Consider the following 21,073-nt stretch of genomic DNA (forward strand, 5'->3'; position numbering starts at 1 on the left):
TGAAAGAGGCTGACCAATCGTCAAAAAACGATTCGTCAGCCTCTTCATTTGTTTAAGATAATTTGTATAGGGGTATTAATTTGACAAACGTATCATAAACTGTGTCAAGAAATTCTGTTCCGTTCATGCGAATGACGTCGTCCTTATGTAGATGGAGGCCACAAAGTATTTCGGCTTTTTTCACCGATTGGAGACGCTGAAATAGCTGGAGTAGCTGTTCGTCTGATAAATCCACCATCTTAGTAGCTGCCGGTTTTGTGTGATCGTCTGACCAGACAAAATGACTAGGAATTGTTTCGCGGATTGAGTCTATATTTTTTTCAAGCAGGGAGCCAATTTCAGCTTTTCGAGGTGCTTCATAAATAACAGCATACCAAATAAACACATGAGTCCCCCATAAGCCAATTTGAAAGTGAGGATGTTTTTTGTAGCCGCGCTTATTATTAGCAAAGGCTACCCACGTGTCATCTGGTGGATTAACTGTACGACGAGCATGTTTTGCTACATGATAAAACATTTCATCTCCAGCTAACTGACCCAATTCTTGTGAAAAAAAAGCCCCTAAAGCTTCTAGTTTCGGTCTGATATGTTGTTGTAGAGCGTCCATTCTGGGTTGTAATCCAGCAATTGAGAACACTTGAAAATCATCTGTTGTAAAACCGGTAAATTCCATGAAATATCCTCCTTGAGTTGTTCGTCCATATCATATCATAAAAAGGAGTGCTTGCATGATGAAACAAGTGGTGAATGGTCTGATTAAACAAACACAAACGAAACAAAGACTAGCTGTGATCCGTCTCGAACTTGATTATGAGTTAGCCGTCCTATTTGAAGCGATGCAAAAGAAAGATCGAATCCAAATCGAGAAATCGAAAGAGATATTGCAGAGGTTATGGGAGAAGCTGCAAAAAAATGATGAACAATAGCTACAAAGAAGTAGAAAAGTGAAAAAATGAGAAAATGGGCTCGTCTATCCAATTAGCGAGTCTATTTTTATTTGAAAAAGTGGCATTATATACTATAATGTCAAATAAGTTAAAAAATTTCATTTGGTACATTATGTCCGCGTTGGAGGAATGGTCATGGCAAATTGGACGGAAATAGATCGGTATGCAAAGCAATGGATTGCGGATGCTGGGGAGGCAATTCGAGACTCATTTATGCATTCTTTAAGCATACAAACAAAATCAAACCCTAATGACTTAGTGACAAATATGGATAAAGAAACGGAAAAATATTTCATTTCCAATATTCGTCACACCTACCCTGACCATGGCATTTTAGGAGAAGAGGGGCAGGGCGATCAACTACACTCACTAGATGGAGTTGTGTGGATTATTGATCCGATTGACGGCACAATGAACTTTATCCATCAGCAGCGTAACTTTGTCATTTCTATTGGGATTTATGAAAATGGAGTCGGACGATTAGGTTATATTTATGATGTTACTCATGATGAGCTTTATTTTGCGGAAAGAGGGAAGGGCGCTTATATGAACGAAGTGAAGTTGCCACCTTTGAAACAAGTTCCGATTCATCAAGCTCTCATTGCGGTTAACGCCACATGGTTAGTGAAAAATGCCTACTTTGATCAACATAAGCTCGCGTCTTTAGCGACTGCTGTTAGAGGAACCCGTTCGTACGGTTCGGCGGCGTTAGAATTGGCTTACGTGGCATCGGGGAGAATAGATAGCTATTTAACGATGAGGCTTTCTCCTTGGGATTTTGCGGCTGGAAAAATTATTGTCGAGGAAGTTGGTGGAGTGGTGACTACTTTGCTTGGAGAGGAGTTGGACATGCTTTCTGTCAACAGTGTGTTTGCTGGAGAAGCAAGCCTGCATTCGGACATACTGGACCAATTTTTATTGCCGACGAAATAAGGCTGTCCGGCAGTAGCCGTACTCTTCTATAAATTAAGAGGAGTACGGCTACTAGCTTTAGGACAGCCTTTTACATAGCAGCTTTTATAATTTACCTGCTCTGCGCATTTTTGCTTTTGTTGAAAAACCAAACCCCATCACCGCAAAAAGGGCAACCGTACATCCGATGGTTCCGCTCATGCTGCTTTCAGCGATGGCGATTCCTATGCCGATCATGCAGGAAGCTGCTGCTAGCGCGAATAGAAAAAATACCCATTTGAAATCTTTCAAGATCTGTCACTCCTTTTCCTCTTTATTTTACAATAAAAAAATGATTTGACAATCCTAATTAACAAATAGGAATTCATGTTGACTTATGATATAATAATTCAGTTATTGAAGGATAATATCGAAATTGAGATGCTTATATTAGTCAGGAGGAACTAATTTGAATACAAGAAACGATTTGAAAAACATTGCGATCATTGCTCACGTTGACCACGGAAAAACAACGCTTGTTGATCAATTATTGAAACAGTCTGGGATTTTTAGAAGCAATGAGAACATTGAAGAGCGCGCAATGGATTCAAATGACATTGAAAGAGAGCGCGGCATTACGATTTTAGCGAAGAATACTGCGATCCAATATAAAGATACGAAAATCAACATTTTAGATACGCCAGGACATGCTGATTTCGGTGGAGAAGTTGAGCGAATCATGAAAATGGTAGACGGTGTATTGTTAGTCGTTGATGCGTATGAAGGTTGTATGCCACAAACGCGATTTGTACTAAAGAAAGCGTTAGAGCAAAATTTGCGCCCGATCGTGGTTGTGAATAAAATTGACCGTGACTTTGCTCGTCCGGCAGAAGTGATAGATGAAGTTCTTGAGTTATTTATCGAGCTTGATGCGAATGATGAGCAACTTGAGTTCCCAGTTATTTATGCATCTGGTATTAATGGAACAGCGAGCACAACACCGGATAAGCAGGACGAGAACATGGAAGCTTTATATGAAGCGATTGTACAACACATTCCTTCTCCAGTAGATAACAAAGAAGAGCCGCTACAATTCCAAGTCGCTTTACTTGACTATAATGATTATGTTGGTCGTATCGGAATTGGTCGTGTATTCCGCGGAACGATTCAAGTAGGCCAGCAAGTCGCTTTAATGAAGCTAGATGGCACGGTGAAATCTTTCCGTGTAACGAAAATCTTTGGCTTCATGGGTCTGAAGCGTATGGAAATCCAAGAAGCTCATGCCGGCGATTTAATTGCTGTATCTGGTATGGAGGACATTAACGTTGGGGAAACGGTTTGTCCGATTGAACATCAAGAAGCGTTGCCGATTCTTCGTATTGACGAACCAACATTGCAAATGACTTTCCTTGTCAACAACAGTCCGTTTGCTGGTCGTGAAGGAAAATTTGTGACAGCGAGAAAAATTCAAGAGCGTCTGGAAGCTCAGCTTGAAACAGATGTCAGTTTGCGAGTAGAAAATACTGATTCTCCAGATGAGTGGATCGTGTCTGGGCGTGGAGAGCTACATTTGTCGATTTTGATCGAAAATATGCGTCGTGAAGGCTACGAATTACAAGTATCGAAGCCGGAAGTTATCGTTAAAGAAATTGACGGTGTTCGTTGTGAGCCGATGGAGCGCGTTCAAATTGATGTGCCTGAAGAGTATACGGGCTCTGTTATCGAATCATTAGGGTCGCGAAAAGGCGAAATGATTGATATGATTAATAATGGAAACGGCCAAGTTCGTCTTGTGTTTAACGTTCCAGCTCGTGGATTAATTGGTTATACGACTGAATTTTTAACGATGACTCGAGGGTACGGAATCATTAACCATACATTTGATAGCTATCAGCCAATGCAGCAAGGACGTGTTGGTGGCCGCCGTCAAGGAGTACTTGTTTCTATGGAGTCAGGAAAGTCTTCTCAATATGGTATTATGCAAGTTGAGGACCGTGGAACGATCTTTGTAGAACCAGGTACGGAAATTTATGGTGGAATGATTGTTGGTGAGCATACTCGTGAAAATGACTTAACCGTTAATATTACGAAAATGAAACAAGCGACAAACGTTCGTTCAGCTACGAAAGATCAAACAACGACGATGAAAAAACCAAGAATTATGTCTCTAGAAGAAGCGTTAGAGTATTTAAATGAAGATGAGTATTGTGAGCTTACGCCTGAATCGATTCGTCTTCGTAAAAAAATTCTTGATAAGAACGAGCGAGAAAGAGCTGCGAAAAAGAAGAAATACGAAGAAAATTAAGCGTTAAGGGGGAGGTAGGAAGTGGAAGCGTTAAGTCCACTGCTGGGCGCCTTAATTAAAGTAATAGGGGTAAAGGGAGCTGTTTGGGTATACTGGTTGATCATCATAACCTTGTCGATTTTAGTATACAATCTCGGTTTCGCTAAGAAGCTATCGCTTGGAAAGAATATCATTGTTTATATTTCCTTGATCATTGGTTCCTTACTTTTATTAATTCTTTCTTACCAATTGCCAGTCGTTGAGAGTTTATTTGTAGCCGCATTAGTTCTTGGGATATATAAAATTAGATTACGCATGCATAAAAAAGAAAATGAAGTGTGAAAAAGGACCGCGTCTAGCGGTCCTTTTTGTATGCAGAGAATCACAGCAATTCTTTTTCTTTGCCAGAGCGGTAAATGTGGAATTGGCCAGTGGCAATTCGTGCTCTTGTTTTTTCGGCAATTCGATTGTCGCATTCTGGACACATGTATGTGTGAATAGGGCGATTTCTTAATCTTTTTGCGATCAGTAAATTATCATCAATTTTCTCGATTTTCTCGCATAAAATACATTTAACTCTCATTTGTAACCACCTCGTGCTTTTTCCTTAGTATATCATGACTGTCTGTAAACATCTTCATATGAAAGAAGAAGGGATTCATAAAATTCGGAAGTGACACAAAATTGATGTATAATGGAATTAAATAAGGAGGGGATTCATTTGGTTAATCGTTTGGAAACACAATTAATTCCTGTGTTGTTTGAAGCGTTACAAAATGACAGGTTTGTGAATGTAGCAACGATAGACCACGAAACTAATGGACCAATGATTTACGCAATTTCCTGGATTTATGCGGTGGATGAAAGTACGCTTCGTTTTGCTGTCACTAGTCGCTCGCGGATGATTGAAAATTTAGAAAAAAATACAGTTATAAGCATTAACCTCATTGCAAATGAATCTACATATACGATTACAGGTCAAAGTCGGATCTTAACGAAGCAGGCGTCATCAGTTCCGTTGAAGGTGTCGATTGTTGAAGTTCGCATTGAAGAAATACGTGATGTGATGTTTTACGGAGCCAAAATAGTCTCCGAACCTACTTATGAGAAAACATACGATATAGTCGCTGCTGAAAAGCTAGATCGACAAGTGATGGATGCACTAAAAAAAGGAACTGAATCATAGTTCAGTCCCTTAGTTTTTATATGATTATTTATAGTGGTTAGATTGTTCCTCTTGTTGTTTTTCTAACTGTCGATCTTCATTTGGTGCAAGCTTTGTTTTCGGGTGCTCCGTCACTTTGTCAGCATCGTTTGTTTCAGTTAAATTTTCAGGGATTTCAGGGATGGTCCGTCCAGCAATGTCAGCTAGTTCATTGGCTAACCCTTGAAGTGGTCGACCGTTGTTAATATCTGCTCTTATTTCCTTTAGCCTTGCATATAAGTCGGGATCAGCAACAACGAGAGCATTTGCTCCAAACGGTTGATTTTTTAATGCTTCAGCAACGGTGTATTTGATGGAGCCAACTTCCGAGCGATCAAGATTAGCATCTACATCAATGCCAACGATCGCGTAATCACCTACTGCGACTGCTGTCGCATTCTTTACTCCAGGCATGTCTTCTGCGGTTTTGGCCAAACGGTTAGATGCTTGCTGGATAGAAAGACGTTGTTCTTCATTCATTTGATCGTTCTTAACATTCACTTGATAAGGTTGAGAATTGTGTCGGTTATCCTCGGTTTCTAAGCCCACTTCTTTTTCCTGGGCACAACCGATAAGTGCGAATAAAGTGAGGAGAATAACAATGTTTTTCAATATGGTCACCTCTTGATTATTTTGATAAGCTTTTTCTATTTCTATTGTGCGAATTTCGTCTATTCTTATGCATTAGCACATATATATTTACCAGCCCAACTGTAAGAACGCAACAAAGCTAATCTTCATATAATAAAAAAAGATGAAAAGCAGGAGGCGTCTCGTTGAGTAAAATTTATGTTTTAGATACTAATGTCTTATTACAAGATCCATACGCTATTTTTTCATTTAAAGATAATGAAATCGTGATTCCAGCTGTCGTTTTAGAAGAATTGGACTCGAAGAAAAGGTATATGGATGAAATAGGAAGAAATGCTAGACTTGTATCGAAAATCATTGATAAACTACGGGAAAGCGGAAAGCTTCATGAAGGCGTGCCGTTGGATAATGGAGGGAGCTTGCGGATTGAATTAAATCATCGCTCTTTTCAAAAGCTACAAGATATTTTTATTGAAATGACAAATGATAATCGCATATTGGCCGTCGCTAAAAATTTATCCTTGGAAGAAGAAGAGAAGGAAAATGGACGTCCTGTCATTTTAGTCAGTAAAGATACGCTAGTTCGAGTGAAGGCAGATGCAATTGGCTTACAATCTGAGGATTTTTTAAGTGATCGAGTCATTGAAATGAGCGATATATATACAGGTTTTTTAGAAATATATGTGTCGAAAGAGACATTAGATTTGTTTTATCAAAAAGGAGAGCTAGCTCTTTCAGAAGTAGCGAACCACCCTTTCTACCCTAATCAGTTTTTATTATTAAAGGATGCGTTAGGAAGTTCTTCCTCAGCTATAGCGATGGTAGATGGAAAAGGAAAGCACATGAAAAAACTGTTGCATGATGAGGAAATCGTTTGGGGGATCAAGCCTCGAAATGTGCAACAAGTGATGGCGATCGAGCTACTAATGAGACCTGACATTCCACTCGTTACGATGGCCGGTAAAGCAGGGACAGGCAAAACGTTAATCGCTTTAGCGGCGGGGTTGTTTCAAACAGAAGACTTGCAAATGTTTAAAAAATTACTCGTTGCTCGACCGATTGTGCCTGTTGGAAAAGATATTGGCTATTTACCAGGAGAAAAACAGGAGAAATTGCGACCGTGGATTCAGCCGATTTATGACAATTTAGAGTACTTATTTAATACGAAAAAATCGGGAGAAATTGACCAAATTCTTGCAGGATTAAATTCGGTGGAAGTGGAAGCACTTACCTATATTCGTGGTCGGAGCATTCCCGAACAATACATTATTATTGACGAAGCACAAAATTTAACGAAGCATGAAGTGAAAACCATTTTAACGAGAGTGGGAGAAAAAAGTAAAATTGTATTAATGGGTGATACGGCACAAATTGATCATCCGTACTTAGATGAGTATAATAATGGCTTAACCTATGCGATCGAAAAGTTTAAAGATCAAGCCGTTGCTGGTCACATTAAACTGATGAAAGGTGAAAGGTCTGGCTTAGCTCAATTAGCTGCTGATTTATTATAGTGTGAAATAATACTTTATACCGACTTGATTCCTGTTAGAATATGTGGATGTAGAGAACTCAATTTGCTCTGTATACCACATATTACTATTCGGGATCAAGTTTTTTGTTTGTTTATGTCGAAAAAAATTCAATGATGAATGGAAAATGTGTTAAAATAAACTACTGAAAGCGGTATAAGAAATTGTAATATATCATATCTAAGGTTATCGCGGTAGATGGGAGTTATCGGCAAATGAGACTAGTCGCTGTTTCAACATTAAAAGAGCATGTTAAGTTAGCTAAGCCAGTATATAATGAGGCTGGTCAAATTCTTATTGGACATGGGATTCCACTTACGAAGCAAATGATATTGCGGCTTCAACAACTCGGCATTACATTTGTTTACATGGAAGACGAAAAAACAGAAGATATTGTGTTTCGTCCTGCCGTGACAGAAAAAGCGCGCCAGGAAGCTCTCAGTCTAATGAAGCAATCATTTGAAGATGTAGCGAATGTGAAAAACTTCAACAGTAAGTTTTCATTTGACAAAATGGAGAGGCAGTTTAAGAGCGTCATACGTGAGATGCTTGATCAAATAAAGGGACATAAGGAAGCCGTTTCCTTGCTTTCTGACGTATGTGCACACGACAATTATATTTTAGCTCATTCCCTCAATGTCACGATCTATACGTTAGCCCTTGGTTTAAAGCTACAATTAAAATCTCGACAACTAGAAGAGGTTGGTCTTGGAGCGATGTTGCATGATGTTGGAAAAGTACTTGTTCCTCATTCTATTTTAACGAAGCCTTCGCGACTGACAGCTGAAGAATATGAAGAGATCAAAAAGCATGCTGAACATGGATTCAATATTTTAAGGCAGGAACATAGTATTCCACTCACAGCTGCCCATTGTGCTTACCAGCATCATGAAAGACTGAATGGCACGGGTTATCCTCGAGGTATTACAGGTGATCAAATACATTTATATGGGAAAATTCTAGGTATTACAGATGTGTACGATGCTGTTACCTCAAATCGAGTATACAGACAGGCGATGCTTCCTTCAGAAGGTCTAGAAATACTATATGCAGGAGCGGGAACTCAATTCGATGCAGGAATGGTAGAAGCATTTCGCAAGTCAATTGTTGTCTATCCAAACGGCTTAACCGTTCATTTGCATGACCATCGAAAAGGGGTTGTGCTAAGGCAGACGCCTCATGTTAGCGACCGCCCTGTGTTATTAATATTAGAAGAAGAAAACCATGAATTAGATAGGCCGTATGAATTAGATTTATCTAAGGAATTAACAGTAATGATCAGCGAAACAGATACGACTTTATTAGGAAAACAGAAATAAAAAAAGGACGTCTCACAAGTGGATGAGGCGTCCTTTTTTGCATGGAAAGCGAAGCGGCAGATGCAGGGGAATAACGGCATTTTTGAATCGGAATTATCGTGTCAATAGCTTGCTAATGATCAATCAATTCGAAAGGCTTTTACGTAACGAATTGGATGTTCGCGATTAGAGCCATCTTTATATAACACATGAACAGGGCCGTCTTCTCGAAGTGGTTTCCCTTGTTTCGAAAAAGCTAACAACATATTGTTTGCTTCATGCAATGGGAGTTGTTCTTCCCCATTTTCCGTTTCAATGATGATTATAGTCGCTTCTTCATTGGGCTCCGCATTGTTTAAAAAAGGTTCAAGTGGTATAGCGAAAGTTCCGTTTAGCATTTGTTCTTTTAGAAATTTCTTCTCAGATTTAATCGTAGGTGGTGAAACGGCTCCTTCACGAATTTCTTTATCCCAAAACTGAGAAATATTTTTTGTGTACTCTTCCTCTTCGGAAAGTTTTTCGGTTTCATTCGTATCAAAATATGTATCTAAATCAATCCGGCGATCGTCAAAAATCCATACACCTGGATCTAGTGTCACGGAAAATTTCACTTTTCCGTAAATAGGCATAATGTTTTCCATTGTCATTCCTCCTTGCGTGTAGTAATTGTTCAAAGTAAAGTATAGCTCTTAATTGTTTTCTTGTCAGGAGACAAATGCAAAATCCCTTGCAAAATAGTCCGATTAACGATAGAATTTTAAATTATAGCTATTCCATTGCACGGAACAGGGGGAGTGTACACATGGCGTCTGAAATGAAAGTCGATCACAGGGAAAAAGCCTACTCTCTATTAGAAGCAGACGCAGAAAAGATTTTGCGCCTCATTAAAGTTCAAATGGACAACTTAACAATGCCCCAATGTCCTCTTTATGAGGAAGTGCTTGATACTCAAATGTTTGGCTTATCCCGTGAAATAGATTTTGCTATACGTTTAGGATTAGTGGATGAACAAGATGGAAAAGAGTTGATTGATTCCTTAGAAAGAGAATTATCAGCTCTCCATGAGGCATCTACTAAAAAATAAACGTGAAAGAAACTCAAACGGATATTTTCCATGTTTGAGTTTTTTTACATCAAATAATACATCCCAACGGTAGTAAGATGTAAAAGGGATGAGGTGAAGGTTTATGTGGAAAAAAATTCTCAAATCTTATGATTATTCTTTAATTGCTGTATTTATTTTATTATGCCTTTTTGGGTTAACGATGATTTATAGTGCAAGTTCGGTAGTCGCTGTTCAAAAATATGACTATGCAAGCGATCATTTTTACAATAGACAGAAAATATTTTTACTGCTTTCTATGGTTCTTTTCGTTGCTACAGCGGCGTTTCCATATAAAGCGTATAAAAATAGTAAATTCCTATTTATTAGTTTGTTTGGCATTCTTGCTGTCTTGATTTTACTACTGTTTTTTGGGAAGACGACGAACAACGCTCAAAGCTGGTTTCGTTTAGGTGGGTTGAGCATTCAACCGGCCGAGTTTGCTAAGCTAGTGATCATTATCTACATGTCAGCCGTCTATGCGAAAAAACAAAAATATATTAATTCATTTAACAAAGGAGTTATTCCTCCTATTGTGTTTCTAGTTGTTACTTGTATGGTGATCGCTGTTCAGCCTGACTTTGGTACAGCGTTTATTATATTTCTTATCGGATGTACCATTATTGTTTCCTCAGGGATGAAATTTAAAAGTGTGTGGAAGCTAATTGTTTTAGGTTTGATGATTGCCGTCATTCTTTCGCCTATGGTAATCTGGAAAAAAGATCAAATTTTCACAAATGAAAAAATCAGCCGCTTTACCGGGCATTTTGATCCTTTTAAGCATGAAGAAAGTCATGGCTATCAACTTGTGAATTCTTATCTCGCGATTGGTTCAGGTGGAGTAACTGGATCAGGCCTTGGACAAAGCGTACAAAAACTTGGCTATTTACCGGAACCGCATACAGATTTCATTATGGCTGTTATTGCTGAAGAACTAGGTGTGTTTGGTGTGATCTTTGTCCTTGGTGGGTTAAGTTTTATTGTTTTGAAAGGAATTTATATTTCTGTAAAATGTAGAGATCCGTTTGGTTCGATGATGGCTGTCGGTATTTCTAGTATGATTGCCATCCAAGCTGGTATTAACCTTGGAGGTGTGTGTGGGCTGATTCCGATCACTGGAGTAACCCTCCCATTTATTAGTTATGGTGGGACATCCCTTATGTTGCTCGCTATTTCCATGGGGATATTAGTTAATATTTCCATGTTTAATAGATTTGAAAGTTTTTATAAAAAATAATAGTTGTAAACAGGCGGTTATTTCGAAATAAAAAGGTTCAATTTATTGAACCTTTTTATATATATTTATTTGCTTAATAGGGGAGAGATGATTATGAGACAAATCAGTAAAGTACTGGTTGCGAACAGAGGAGAAATTGCGATCCGCGTGTTTCGTGCCTGTACAGAGCTACATATTCGTACCGTAGCTATTTATTCAAAAGAAGATTCAGGTTCTTATCATCGTTACAAAGCGGATGAGGCGTATTTAGTTGGTGAAGGAAAAAAGCCGATCGATGCATACTTAGACATTGAGGGCATTATTGAAATTGCTAAACAGGCAGAAGTAGATGCGATTCATCCGGGCTACGGTTTTTTGTCAGAAAATATCGAATTTGCAAAACGTTGCGAAGACGAGGGGATCATTTTCATCGGTCCTAAATCCAAGCATTTAGATATGTTTGGTGATAAAGTAAAAGCAAGAATGCAAGCTCAACTTGCCGACATTCCAGTGATTCCAGGAACTGATGGGCCAGTCGAAAGCCTGGAGGAAGTAGTGGAGTTTGGTAAGAAATTCGGTTTTCCGCTGATGATTAAAGCAGCTCTAGGCGGTGGCGGACGCGGCATGCGTATTGTGAAAAGCATCGATGAAGTGAAAGAGGCGTTTGATCGAGCTCGATCAGAAGCGAAGGCTGCTTTTGGGAACAGTGAAGTATATGTGGAGAAGTTTGTTGAAAACCCTAAGCATATTGAAGTGCAAATTTTAGGTGACAACGACGGAAATATCGTTCACTTGTACGAGAGGGATTGCTCTGTACAAAGACGTCATCAAAAAGTAGTGGAAGTCGCACCTTGTGTGTCCATATCTACTGATTTGCGAAATCGCATTTGTGATGCGGCTGTCAAACTGATGGAAAATGTAGATTACTTAAATGCTGGAACGGTTGAATTCCTTGTAGCAGGAGAGGAATTTTACTTTATTGAAGTGAATCCCCGCGTGCAAGTAGAGCATACGATTACGGAAATGATTACTGGTATTGATATTGTCCAATCACAAATTTTGATTGCGGAAGGACATGCTCTCCATAGTGATAAAGTGGGGATTCCTGCTCAAGAAGAGATTGTCACTCATGGATATGCTATTCAATCTCGTGTGACGACAGAAGATCCGTTAAATGGATTTATGCCTGATACGGGAAAAATTATGGCCTATCGCTCTGGCGGAGGTTTCGGTGTACGTCTAGATGCCGGGAATGGGTTCCAAGGAGCCATCATTACTCCTTATTATGATTCACTTTTAGTCAAAGTTTCTACTTGGGCACTCTCTTTTGAGCAAGCGGCTTCGAAAATGATTCGTAACTTGCAAGAATTCCGAATTCGAGGAATTAAAACGAACATTCCATTTTTAGAAAATGTAATGCGCCATGAGAACTTTGTGACTGGGAATTATGATACGTCTTTCATCGATACGACACCTGAACTGTTCAGTTTCTCGAAAAGGTTAGACCGTGGAACCAAAATGCTTAGCTACATTGGCAATGTTACGATTAATGGTTTTCCGGGGATTGAAAAGAAGAAAAAGCCTGTATTTGAAAAACCGTTTATTCCTAAAGTGAAATATTCTGAGCCGATCACTCCAGGAACGAAGCAAATTCTGGATGAAAAAGGTGCAGATGGCTTAGTAGAGTGGGTCAAATCTCGCCCTGAAGTGCTGTTAACGGATACAACGTTCCGCGATGCTCACCAATCTCTATTAGCAACTCGTGTAAGAACTAATGATTTAACGCATATTGCTGAGCCGACAGCTAAGTTACTTCCTGATTTATTTTCTATGGAGATGTGGGGAGGGGCGACATTTGATGTGTCATACCGCTTCTTGAAAGAGGACCCTTGGAAACGTCTGAGCACATTAAGACAGCAAATCCCTAACGTATTATTCCAAATGCTGCTTCGGGCGTCTAATGCCGTCGGTTATACGAACTATCCGGATAATGTGATTCGTGAATTCGTGACTCAATCAGCTGATTCTGGAATTGATGTATTCAGAATATTCGATAGTTTAAACTGGGTCAGAGGGATGGGAGTAGCGATTGATGCGGTTCGACAAACAGGAAAAATTGCAGAGGCATCCATTTGCTATACGGGTGATATTGATGATCCAACTCGTACAAAATACGATATTGATTACTACAAAGCGATGGCAAAAGAATTAGAGAATCAAGGAGCTCATATTCTTGGCATTAAAGATATGGCAGGATTGTTAAAACCACAATCAGCTTATCGCTTAATTTCTGAATTGAAAGAAGCAGTTGACATTCCGATTCATCTTCACACGCATGATACGAGTGGAAATGGAATATATATGTACGCTAAAGCGATCGAAGCAGGTGTAGATATCGTCGATGTGGCGTTAAGTACGATGGCCGGATTAACGTCTCAACCAAGTGCAAGTACGCTTAAGTATGCGCTTAAAGGAACAGATAGAGAACCGACTGTTAATATCGACGCGCTTGAGCAGTTATCTCAATACTGGGAAGGTGTTCGTAAATATTATCAAGATTTCGAAAGTGGTATGTTAGCGCCTCATACGGAGATCTACAAGCACGAAATGCCTGGTGGACAATACAGCAATCTACAGCAACAAGCAAAAGCAGTAGGTCTTGGTGAGCGTTGGGAAGAAGTAAAAGATATGTACAGTCGAGTCAACTTAATGTTTGGAGATATTGTCAAAGTGACTCCATCTTCTAAAGTGGTTGGAGATATGGCTCTGTTCATGGTCCAAAATGATTTGTCTGAAGAAGATGTTTTGACAAAGGGAGAGAAAATAGATTTCCCAGACTCTGTTATTGAATTGTTTGAAGGTTACTTAGGACAGCCTTATGGAGGATTTCCTAAGCAGCTTCAACAAGTGATATTAAAAGGAAAAGCGCCAATCACGGTTCGCCCGGGGGAATTGTTGAAAGCTGTCGATTTTGATGCCCTTCGTCAGCAACTTACGCAGGAGTTGGGACGTCAGGTGACCAGCTATGATGTCGTTGCTTACGCATTATATCCGAAAGTCTTTGTGGATTACACGAAAACGATCGATCAATTTGGAGATGTATCCAAACTTGATACACCAACATTTCTGTATGGTATGCGACTTGGAGAGGAAATTGAAGTAGAGATTGAAACAGGAAAAACACTAATTGTGAAGCTTGTTTCGATTGGACAACCACAAGCAGATGGAACGCGTGTCGTTTACTTTGAGTTGAATGGTCAGCCTCGTGAAGTCGTGATTAAGGATGAAAGTGTGAAATCGGCTGTTGCATCGAGAATAAAAGCGGACCCTAAAAACGAAAGCCATATTGCAGCGACGATGCCTGGAACGGTCATTAAAGTGATTGCAGAAAAAGGCGAAAAGGTCAATCATGGAGATCATTTAATGATCACTGAAGCGATGAAAATGGAAACAACCGTTCAAGCGCCGTTTACAGGCGTTGTGAAAAATATTTACGTACAAAACGGTGAAGCGATTTCAACAGGTGATTTACTCATTGAATTAGAAAGATAAAATAGAAAATGCAGTAGGCAACAGCCTACTGCATTTTCTATTATTTTTCATTTAATTTGCTTCTTGATATTAAAAGAATAAAATAACACAATAATCCGAATAAACAGGAAATAAACAATGCATGAGCCAAGGCGATATACAGATTTAATCGAGTATAAATGATGAAAGCTCCTGCAATGACTTGAAGAAGAACTAATAGAAAGGCAATAATCCAGCCCCAGTAGATTACACGTTGATGTTTATAGTTTTTTATAGCGATAAAAGTGATGTAAGCAATCCAAATAAAGATTAGCCCTGCAGCTAGTCGATGGCCCATTTGAATCCATTGATACATATTGAGTGAAAGTCCTGGTGCGCTGTTTACACAGAACGGCCAGTCGGGGCAAGTAAGACTAGCCTCTGTATGGCGGACAAGAGCTCCCGTATAGACGACTAGATAACTATATAAAGTGACTCCGATTGTATGCCATTTCATTCGTTTGTCAATAATGATAGAGAAAGCGTCAAACTTTTGATCTACTTCAAAAATTAGCAGTGTTAATAGTAGAACAGCCGCAAAAGAAATGAGTGAGATGCCAAAATGTAGTGCAAGCACAAAATCAGATTGCCCCCATAGAACAGCCGCAGCGCCGATCAACCCTTGAGCAACTAAAAAGAAGAAAGATAAAAACGCAAGGAATTTTGTTTCTCTTTTATGCCCGATCATTCGCCAAGACGCGACAGAAAGCGCTAACACTAGTAATCCAACGACACCTGAAACAAGTCGGTGTGCTAATTCAATAATCGTTTCAACGGTTATATCATCAGGGATAATTTGCCCATGGCAAAGCGGCCATTCCCGTCCGCAACCAAGCCCAGCGTCCATTTTGGTGACTAAAGCGCCTCCAAGTAGGACAAGAAGCATACCGAACGTTGTTAATACGGCTAACCATTTTAGCGAGCGTTGCATATGATCACCTACTTATGTAAAATTAACTTTTTGAATAAAAAGAATACATCTTCTCGATAATACAGAAGATAGTGGTAAAAGACAACTTGTAAATTTTTATGAAAATGTTATGCTTGATGGGTTAAATTAACTGATTTCCCTTGTAATTTCTATTCCATTCTTGTTATTTATTATCCAACAAACCAAAAATGATAGAAATAGTACTTGATTACCGGACACAAATTCGACATAATTAGTTCAAGATGTATTCACAAAAAAATGGATAGATATGTTTTAATATTGAATTGATAGGCATTTTAGAAAAGTAAGAAAATTATCACGTGGGTTATTTTAACTGTCGTATAAAAGAGGGAGTTCTTTCTTGTTAAAGAAATCCATATATAAGCTCATGTTCATTTTAGAAATTCAGAAGAAAGAGGGGGTTAATTAAGCTATGAGAGATAGGCTAACTAAATGGCGTCTTTTCTCGGTATTTACCGCATTGGCGCTCGTTCTGTCTGGCTGTGGTGAACCGTTCCTTTCCGCATTAGTACCGGGGGGAGAAGTTGCTCAACAACAATATGATTTAATGCTTTTGAGTACGATCATCATGGTTGCTGTAATTGTAGTCGTTTTTGTTATTTTTATTATCGCTATTTTCCGCTTCCGTCGTAAAAAAGGCGACGAAAACAAAATTCCTAAACAGGTAGAAGGCAGTCATTTATTAGAAGTTATTTGGACGGTTATTCCGATCATCCTTCTTTTAGTTCTTGCAGTGCCAACAGTTAAAGCGACTTTTGACCTTGCAGATGTCAAGGAAATGGATAAGAAGAATGCAAAGGGCGAGCGCGATGCACTTGTTGTAAACGTACGTGCAAGCTTGTATTGGTGGGAGTTTGAATATCCAGATCAAAAGGTAATTACTGGACAAGACTTAGTTGTGCCAACGGATCAAAAGGTTTACTTTAACTTAAAAGCATCTGACGTTAAACATTCATTCTGGATTCCAGCAGCCGGTGGAAAGATGGATACGAACGTAGATAACGTTAACCAATTTTGGCTTGAATTTGACAATGAAAAGTCTAAAGATGCACAAAACCTTTTCTATGGTAAATGTGCAGAGCTTTGTGGACCTTCACATGCTTTAATGGACTTCAAAGTAAAAGCGGTTCCACAGGACGAATTTAAGCAGTGGATGGATGATATGAAAACAGCGAAAGAAGAGACACCGACTGATGCTACTGCGGCAAAAGGTCAAGAGCTTTTCAAACAAAACTGTTTAAGCTGTCATGCGGTTACTCCACAAGATGCACGTCCGGAACAAGCGAGACTTGCCCCGAACTTAGCAACATTTGGAGAGCGTTCTCGTGTTGCTGGTATTTTAGAGCATAACGAGGAAGAGTTGAAAAACTGGATGCGTGATCCTGAGAAATACAAGCCTGGTAACAAAATGACAGGCACATATGAAGAGTTATCTGAAGATGAACTAGATCAATTAGCAGCATACTTAATGAGCTTGAAAGTACAAGATTAATAAACGATCGAAAAAGGGGGTAAAATCGTTGAGTACCATTGCGCAAAAACGAGGTTTCGTAGCTACGATTTGGGATTATTTAACTACGGTTGACCATAAGAAAATTGCGATTCTTTACTTAATTGCAGGCGGTATCTTCTTCCTTATGGGTGGCGTTGAAGCCATGTTAATTCGGATTCAGCTTGCTAAACCAAATAATGATTTTGTGAGTGCTGGTTTATTTAATGAACTTTTGACTATGCACGGAACAACCATGATCTTCTTAGCAGCTATGCCATTGCTATTCGCCTTTATGAATGCGATTATGCCGCTTCAAATTGGAGCTCGTGACGTTGCGTTTCCTTTCTTAAACGCACTAGGTTTCTGGTTATTCTTTTTCGGGGGATTATTTTTAAACTTATCATGGTTCCTTGGTGGAGCTCCTGATGCAGGTTGGACATCTTATGCTTCTTTATCACTTGCATCGGAAGGACATGGAATAGACTTCTATGTGCTAGGCTTACAAGTATCAGGTTTTGGTACGTTAATAGGGGGGATTAACTTCCTCGTTACGATCATTAACATGCGTGCTCCTGGTATGACTTACATGAGAATGCCTTTATTTACATGGACAACATTTGTGGCGTCTGCACTGATTTTATTCGCATTCCCACCGTTAACAGTCGGTATGTTCATGTTAATGTTTGATCGGTTATTCGGTTCTAACTTCTTTAATGTAGCAGCTGGTGGTAACACAATTATTTGGGAGCATTTCTTCTGGATTTTTGGTCACCCTGAAGTGTACATTCTAATCTTGCCAGCTTTTGGTATTTTCTCTGAAATTTTCTCAACGTTCTCAAGAAAGCGCTTGTTCGGATATTCTTCTATGGTATTTGCAACCGTATTAATCGGTTTCTTAGGCTTCATGGTATGGGCTCACCATATGTTTACAACTGGTATGGGTCCTGTAGCGAATGCAATCTTTGCGGTAGCTACAATGGCGATTGCGGTGCCTACGGGAATTAAGATCTTTAACTGGTTATTAACAATTTGGGGCGGTAGTATTCGCTTCACTACGCCGATGTTATACGCTGTAGCCTTTATTCCATCTTTCGTTGCTGGTGGTGTAACAGGGGTTATGCAGGCAGCAGCACCAGCAGATTATCAATATCATGATTCATACTTTATCGTAGCTCACTTCCACTACGTCATTGTTGGTGGAGTTGTGTTAGCCTTATTAGCAGCAACTCACTTCTATTGGCCGAAAATGTTTGGAACAATGTTAAATGAAAAACTAGGCAAAGTAACATTTGTGCTATTCTTTGTTGGTTTCCATTTAACGTTCTTTATTCAACATTTCTTAGGTTTAATGGGGATGCCACGTCGCGTTTGGACGTTCCTACCAGGTCAAGGACTTGATACAGGAAACTTTGTTAGTTCAATAGGAGCAGCATTCATGGCAGCAGGTGTTATCGTGTTACTATTCAACGTTGTAGTGACATCTGTGAAAAACGAAAAAGTTGGAAACGACCCTTGGGAAGATGGTCGTACACTTGAATGGGCAATTGCTTCACCGCCACCGTTCTACAATTTTAAACAAACACCACTTGTTCGAGGGTTAGATACTTATTGGATTGAAAAGATGGAAGGCAATAAAGGAATTACACCAGCTGAACCACTGGGTGACATCCATATGCCTAACGGATCATTCGTACCATTTATGATTTCTCTCGGTTTATTTATCGCCTCTTTCGGAGCAATGTACTATGTAGATAATGAACCATGGGCGCTTCCAGTGTTAATTGGTGGATTGGCAGTTACATTCCTGTCTATGTTCTATCGTTCAGTGAAAGACGATCATGGATACCATATCCATAAAGAAGACTTAATAGATGAGAAAGATAAGGGGGTTAAAGCATAATGCAGGTTGAAGAAAAATTCACACCCCAAACTTGGCCAGAATCACCTGAGCAAGCGACCCTTGAAGGGAAAAATAAATTCCTTGGATTTTGGTTCTTTCTAGGAGGAGAGACGGTTTTATTCGCTTCCCTCTTCGCAACGTACCTGGCGTTAAAAGATAAAGTTCCAAGTCCAGATCACGTGTTAGCGAAAGATCTATTTGCGTTACCTTTAGTATTCGTTATGACAATGCTGTTATTAACGAGTTCATTAACGAGCGTGTTTGCGATGTATCATATGAAAAATTATAACTTCAAGCGTATGCAAGCTTGGTTATTATTCACGGTTCTTCTTGGTTTAACTTTTTTAGCTTGTGAGATTTACGAATTTAATCATTATTATCACGAGTATAATCACACGTTCACAAGCAGTGCATTCAGTTCAGCCTTTTACACATTAGTCGGTTTCCATGGAGCTCACGTAATCTTCGGGTTATCATGGATTATTGTTTTAATGGTTCGTAATGCAAAGCGTGGATTAAACCTATACAACGCACCTAAGTTTTATTTAGCAAGCCTTTACTGGCATTTCATTGACGTTGTTTGGGTGTTTATCTTCACTGTAGTATACTTAATGGGAGTGGTGGGATAATTGATGGTGAATAATCAGTCAAATTCAAACAACTCAAGAGTCGATTACGAATACCGACGTAAAAAAAATGCTGAAGAAATGAGAATGCAAGTCGTAAGTTTTACTTTAATGATTTTCTTCACAGTTGTTGCATTTGTAGCTGTTGCAGCGGACTTTTCTAAATGGTTTATCGTTCCATTTATCCTTTTGCTTGCATGCGTTCAAGTAGCATTTCAATTGTATTACTTCATGCATATGAGCCATAAAGGTCATGAGGCACCTTCCTTTTTCTTATGGTCGGCTATAACGATCGCGTTTGTAACAGTGTTAGCGTTTGTAACGGTTGTATGGATTTAATGAGAAAGCTAGCCTTTAGGGGGCTGGCTTTTTAAGTTGTTCGGTAATTGTTTACTTGTACAATGTCATCAACTTGTCAATTGCTAACATTGATAGGTAGCGGAGGGAAAGGTATAATTATTAATAGAGATCTCAAAAACGATCGAGGTGAATAAATAATGCCAATAGGGATTTTTGGATTTCCAGCTTTATGGAGCCCTTTGTTTATGGTAGTTCTCGCCTTCATTTCTGTTTTGTTTTTCTTAATAACGGTGAAATGGAGAAAGGATTTTAAAGAAAGTGAGCCATTAACGATACGTCAAGCAGCCTTATTTGTAACAGCAATCCTTGTGTTATATGCTGTCAAAGGTTCTCCTATTGACTTACTAGGTCATATTATGTTTTCTTATCATATGGTTCAAATGGCCGTTCTTTATTTAGTTGTACCACCACTACTTATTAAAGCGATACCTTGGTGGGTTTGGAAAGTGGTTATCAATTTGCCTGTGATCAAACAGGTATTTCATTTATTTACAAAACCCCTCGTTGCGTTAATTTTCTTTAATGGGATGTTTTCGTTCTACCATATCCCTTTGATTTTTGATTATATTAAAATGAGTGAATCACTTCATGGCTTATACACATTTGTTTTGTTTATTTTTGCTATCTTCATGTGGTGGCCATTAGTGAATGAAATACCAAAGAGAAAACAACTAGCTGGTATTAGAAAAGTAGGTTATATTTTTGCTAATGGTATTTTACTGACTCCAGCCTGTGCTTTAATTATTTTCGCCTCTACACCGCTATATGTGACATATAGTGATGCGAGTTCTTGGCTCAAAGCAATGGAGTTATGTGTACCGGTAACGACGTTGCAAGGGTTGAATTTAAGTGGGCCTGAACTGTTTTCAAATATGCCCGTCGTTGAAGATCAACAACTCGGCGGTATTATTATGAAAATCATTCAAGAGATTGTTTATGGCTATATTCTGGCTATCGTCTTTTTTGAATGGTATCGAAAAGAGCAACGTGATGAAGAGACAATTACACAAGAAGCGTTGGCTCGTCATCAATCTAATTTAATTAAGTAATTTTGTAAAAGGGGTAACTTAAACATGAGTTGTCCCTATACATATGGAAGAGAGGATAC

21 protein-coding genes are annotated in these 21,073 nt (G+C 39.1%); 15 read left to right on the forward strand and 6 right to left on the reverse strand.

The window, feature by feature from the left end:
• Window positions 1–52 precede the first annotated feature (52 nt).
• A complete protein-coding gene (locus ACSVDJ_RS06255) occupies window positions 53–673 on the reverse strand; it encodes a YktB family protein (RefSeq protein WP_439169381.1) in 621 nt (206 codons plus the stop codon).
• A 58-nt stretch (window positions 674–731) separates the two neighbouring features.
• On the opposite strand from ACSVDJ_RS06255, the gene ACSVDJ_RS06260 reads away from it, so the two are divergent.
• Window positions 732–926 carry a YkzI domain-containing protein gene (locus tag ACSVDJ_RS06260; RefSeq protein ID WP_439169746.1) on the forward strand — a complete coding sequence of 65 codons (195 nt, stop codon included), beginning with the start codon at window positions 732–734 and terminating at the stop codon, window positions 924–926.
• Window positions 927–1,082: 156 nt separating this feature from the next.
• Window positions 1,083–1,880, forward strand: a complete 798-nt coding sequence (locus ACSVDJ_RS06265) for an inositol monophosphatase family protein (protein WP_439169380.1) — start codon at window positions 1,083–1,085, stop codon at window positions 1,878–1,880.
• An 84-nt stretch (window positions 1,881–1,964) separates the two neighbouring features.
• On the opposite strand, the gene ACSVDJ_RS06270 is transcribed toward ACSVDJ_RS06265, so the two are convergent.
• A complete protein-coding gene (locus ACSVDJ_RS06270; RefSeq protein ID WP_439169379.1) occupies window positions 1,965–2,150 on the reverse strand; it encodes a YlaF family protein in 186 nt (61 codons plus the stop codon).
• Window positions 2,151–2,307: 157 nt separating this feature from the next.
• On the opposite strand from ACSVDJ_RS06270, the gene typA reads away from it, so the two are divergent.
• Both typA and ACSVDJ_RS06280 read left to right on the forward strand, forming a co-directional pair.
• The gene (typA, locus tag ACSVDJ_RS06275) at window positions 2,308–4,143 is read left to right on the forward strand and encodes a translational GTPase TypA (protein WP_439169378.1); all 1,836 of its coding nucleotides are present in this window, start codon (window positions 2,308–2,310) and stop codon (window positions 4,141–4,143) included.
• A gap of 42 nt (window positions 4,144–4,185) precedes the next feature.
• The gene (locus ACSVDJ_RS06280; protein WP_439169745.1) at window positions 4,186–4,464 is read left to right on the forward strand and encodes a YlaH-like family protein; all 279 of its coding nucleotides are present in this window, start codon (window positions 4,186–4,188) and stop codon (window positions 4,462–4,464) included.
• A 40-nt stretch (window positions 4,465–4,504) separates the two neighbouring features.
• Here the strand turns inward: ACSVDJ_RS06280 and ACSVDJ_RS06285 are convergent, their stop codons facing one another.
• Window positions 4,505–4,705: a YlaI family protein gene (locus ACSVDJ_RS06285; RefSeq protein ID WP_439169377.1), complete on the reverse strand. Its 201-nt coding sequence runs from the start codon at window positions 4,703–4,705 to the stop codon at window positions 4,505–4,507.
• A gap of 138 nt (window positions 4,706–4,843) precedes the next feature.
• On the opposite strand from ACSVDJ_RS06285, the gene ACSVDJ_RS06290 reads away from it, so the two are divergent.
• Entirely contained in the window at window positions 4,844–5,308 is a 465-nt protein-coding gene (locus ACSVDJ_RS06290; RefSeq protein WP_439169376.1) for a pyridoxamine 5'-phosphate oxidase family protein, read from the forward strand.
• A 24-nt stretch (window positions 5,309–5,332) separates the two neighbouring features.
• On the opposite strand, the gene ACSVDJ_RS06295 is transcribed toward ACSVDJ_RS06290, so the two are convergent.
• Window positions 5,333–5,947 carry a YhcN/YlaJ family sporulation lipoprotein gene (locus ACSVDJ_RS06295; protein WP_439169375.1) on the reverse strand — a complete coding sequence of 205 codons (615 nt, stop codon included), beginning with the start codon at window positions 5,945–5,947 and terminating at the stop codon, window positions 5,333–5,335.
• 155 nt (window positions 5,948–6,102) lie between these two features.
• Here ACSVDJ_RS06295 and ACSVDJ_RS06300 point away from each other — a divergent pair, with 155 nt between their 5' ends.
• Both ACSVDJ_RS06300 and ACSVDJ_RS06305 read left to right on the forward strand, forming a co-directional pair.
• Window positions 6,103–7,431, forward strand: a complete 1,329-nt coding sequence (locus ACSVDJ_RS06300) for a PhoH family protein (protein WP_439169374.1) — start codon at window positions 6,103–6,105, stop codon at window positions 7,429–7,431.
• 233 nt (window positions 7,432–7,664) lie between these two features.
• Window positions 7,665–8,768 carry an HD-GYP domain-containing protein gene (locus ACSVDJ_RS06305; protein WP_439169373.1) on the forward strand — a complete coding sequence of 368 codons (1,104 nt, stop codon included), beginning with the start codon at window positions 7,665–7,667 and terminating at the stop codon, window positions 8,766–8,768.
• Window positions 8,769–8,887: 119 nt separating this feature from the next.
• Here ACSVDJ_RS06305 and ACSVDJ_RS06310 read toward each other — a convergent pair whose 3' ends face one another.
• On the reverse strand, window positions 8,888–9,388 hold the full coding sequence (locus ACSVDJ_RS06310; protein WP_439169372.1) for a peptidyl-prolyl cis-trans isomerase: 501 nt from the start codon (window positions 9,386–9,388) through the stop codon (window positions 8,888–8,890).
• 161 nt (window positions 9,389–9,549) lie between these two features.
• On the opposite strand from ACSVDJ_RS06310, the gene ACSVDJ_RS06315 reads away from it, so the two are divergent.
• The 3 genes from ACSVDJ_RS06315 (at window position 9,550) to pyc (ending at window position 14,617) form a co-directional block, all read left to right on the forward strand.
• Window positions 9,550–9,831, forward strand: coding sequence for an Fpa/YlaN family protein (locus ACSVDJ_RS06315; RefSeq protein ID WP_439169371.1), 282 nt, complete (start codon window positions 9,550–9,552; stop codon window positions 9,829–9,831).
• A 103-nt stretch (window positions 9,832–9,934) separates the two neighbouring features.
• Window positions 9,935–11,086 (forward strand): FtsW/RodA/SpoVE family cell cycle protein, encoded by a 1,152-nt coding sequence (locus ACSVDJ_RS06320; protein ID WP_439169370.1) that lies wholly within the window; start codon window positions 9,935–9,937, stop codon window positions 11,084–11,086.
• 93 nt (window positions 11,087–11,179) lie between these two features.
• Window positions 11,180–14,617, forward strand: a complete 3,438-nt coding sequence (pyc, locus tag ACSVDJ_RS06325; RefSeq protein ID WP_439169369.1) for a pyruvate carboxylase — start codon at window positions 11,180–11,182, stop codon at window positions 14,615–14,617.
• Window positions 14,618–14,657: 40 nt separating this feature from the next.
• Here pyc and ACSVDJ_RS06330 read toward each other — a convergent pair whose 3' ends face one another.
• Window positions 14,658–15,566: a COX15/CtaA family protein gene (locus ACSVDJ_RS06330; RefSeq protein WP_439169367.1), complete on the reverse strand. Its 909-nt coding sequence runs from the start codon at window positions 15,564–15,566 to the stop codon at window positions 14,658–14,660.
• Between the two features lie 433 nt (window positions 15,567–15,999).
• On the opposite strand from ACSVDJ_RS06330, the gene coxB reads away from it, so the two are divergent.
• The 5 genes from coxB (at window position 16,000) to ctaG (ending at window position 21,014) form a co-directional block, all read left to right on the forward strand.
• Window positions 16,000–17,079 (forward strand): cytochrome c oxidase subunit II, encoded by a 1,080-nt coding sequence (gene coxB, locus ACSVDJ_RS06335; RefSeq protein WP_439169366.1) that lies wholly within the window; start codon window positions 16,000–16,002, stop codon window positions 17,077–17,079.
• Between the two features lie 28 nt (window positions 17,080–17,107).
• Window positions 17,108–18,979, forward strand: coding sequence for a cytochrome c oxidase subunit I (gene ctaD / locus ACSVDJ_RS06340; protein ID WP_439169365.1), 1,872 nt, complete (start codon window positions 17,108–17,110; stop codon window positions 18,977–18,979).
• Window positions 18,979–19,608: a cytochrome (ubi)quinol oxidase subunit III gene (locus ACSVDJ_RS06345; RefSeq protein WP_439169363.1), complete on the forward strand. Its 630-nt coding sequence runs from the start codon at window positions 18,979–18,981 to the stop codon at window positions 19,606–19,608. Before ctaD ends, ACSVDJ_RS06345 begins: the two co-directional genes overlap by 1 nt.
• 3 nt (window positions 19,609–19,611) lie before the next feature.
• The gene (gene ctaF / locus ACSVDJ_RS06350; RefSeq protein ID WP_439169362.1) at window positions 19,612–19,944 is read left to right on the forward strand and encodes a cytochrome c oxidase subunit IVB; all 333 of its coding nucleotides are present in this window, start codon (window positions 19,612–19,614) and stop codon (window positions 19,942–19,944) included.
• A gap of 158 nt (window positions 19,945–20,102) precedes the next feature.
• Window positions 20,103–21,014, forward strand: coding sequence for a cytochrome c oxidase assembly factor CtaG (gene ctaG / locus ACSVDJ_RS06355; protein ID WP_439169361.1), 912 nt, complete (start codon window positions 20,103–20,105; stop codon window positions 21,012–21,014).
• The last annotated feature ends 59 nt before the right edge of the window (window positions 21,015–21,073 follow it).

It is taken from the genome of Bacillus sp. Hm123 (assembly GCF_051842975.2).
Taxonomy (GTDB): Bacteria; Bacillota; Bacilli; order Bacillales; family Domibacillaceae; genus Bacillus_CE.

Coding starts and splice junctions, on each gene's coding strand:
- ctaF (WP_439169362.1), top strand. CDS start 19,612: ATGGTGAATAATCAGTCAAATTCAAACAACTCAAGAGTCGATTACGAA.
- pyc (WP_439169369.1), top strand. CDS start 11,180: ATGAGACAAATCAGTAAAGTACTGGTTGCGAACAGAGGAGAAATTGCG.
- ctaG (WP_439169361.1), top strand. CDS start 20,103: ATGCCAATAGGGATTTTTGGATTTCCAGCTTTATGGAGCCCTTTGTTT.
- ACSVDJ_RS06320 (WP_439169370.1), top strand. CDS start 9,935: ATGTGGAAAAAAATTCTCAAATCTTATGATTATTCTTTAATTGCTGTA.
- ACSVDJ_RS06255 (WP_439169381.1), bottom strand. CDS start 673: ATGGAATTTACCGGTTTTACAACAGATGATTTTCAAGTGTTCTCAATT.
- ACSVDJ_RS06285 (WP_439169377.1), bottom strand. CDS start 4,705: ATGAGAGTTAAATGTATTTTATGCGAGAAAATCGAGAAAATTGATGAT.
- coxB (WP_439169366.1), top strand. CDS start 16,000: ATGAGAGATAGGCTAACTAAATGGCGTCTTTTCTCGGTATTTACCGCA.
- ACSVDJ_RS06345 (WP_439169363.1), top strand. CDS start 18,979: ATGCAGGTTGAAGAAAAATTCACACCCCAAACTTGGCCAGAATCACCT.
- ACSVDJ_RS06305 (WP_439169373.1), top strand. CDS start 7,665: ATGAGACTAGTCGCTGTTTCAACATTAAAAGAGCATGTTAAGTTAGCT.
- ACSVDJ_RS06315 (WP_439169371.1), top strand. CDS start 9,550: ATGGCGTCTGAAATGAAAGTCGATCACAGGGAAAAAGCCTACTCTCTA.
- ACSVDJ_RS06265 (WP_439169380.1), top strand. CDS start 1,083: ATGGCAAATTGGACGGAAATAGATCGGTATGCAAAGCAATGGATTGCG.
- ACSVDJ_RS06260 (WP_439169746.1), top strand. CDS start 732: ATGAAACAAGTGGTGAATGGTCTGATTAAACAAACACAAACGAAACAA.
- ACSVDJ_RS06310 (WP_439169372.1), bottom strand. CDS start 9,388: ATGGAAAACATTATGCCTATTTACGGAAAAGTGAAATTTTCCGTGACA.
- ACSVDJ_RS06330 (WP_439169367.1), bottom strand. CDS start 15,566: ATGCAACGCTCGCTAAAATGGTTAGCCGTATTAACAACGTTCGGTATG.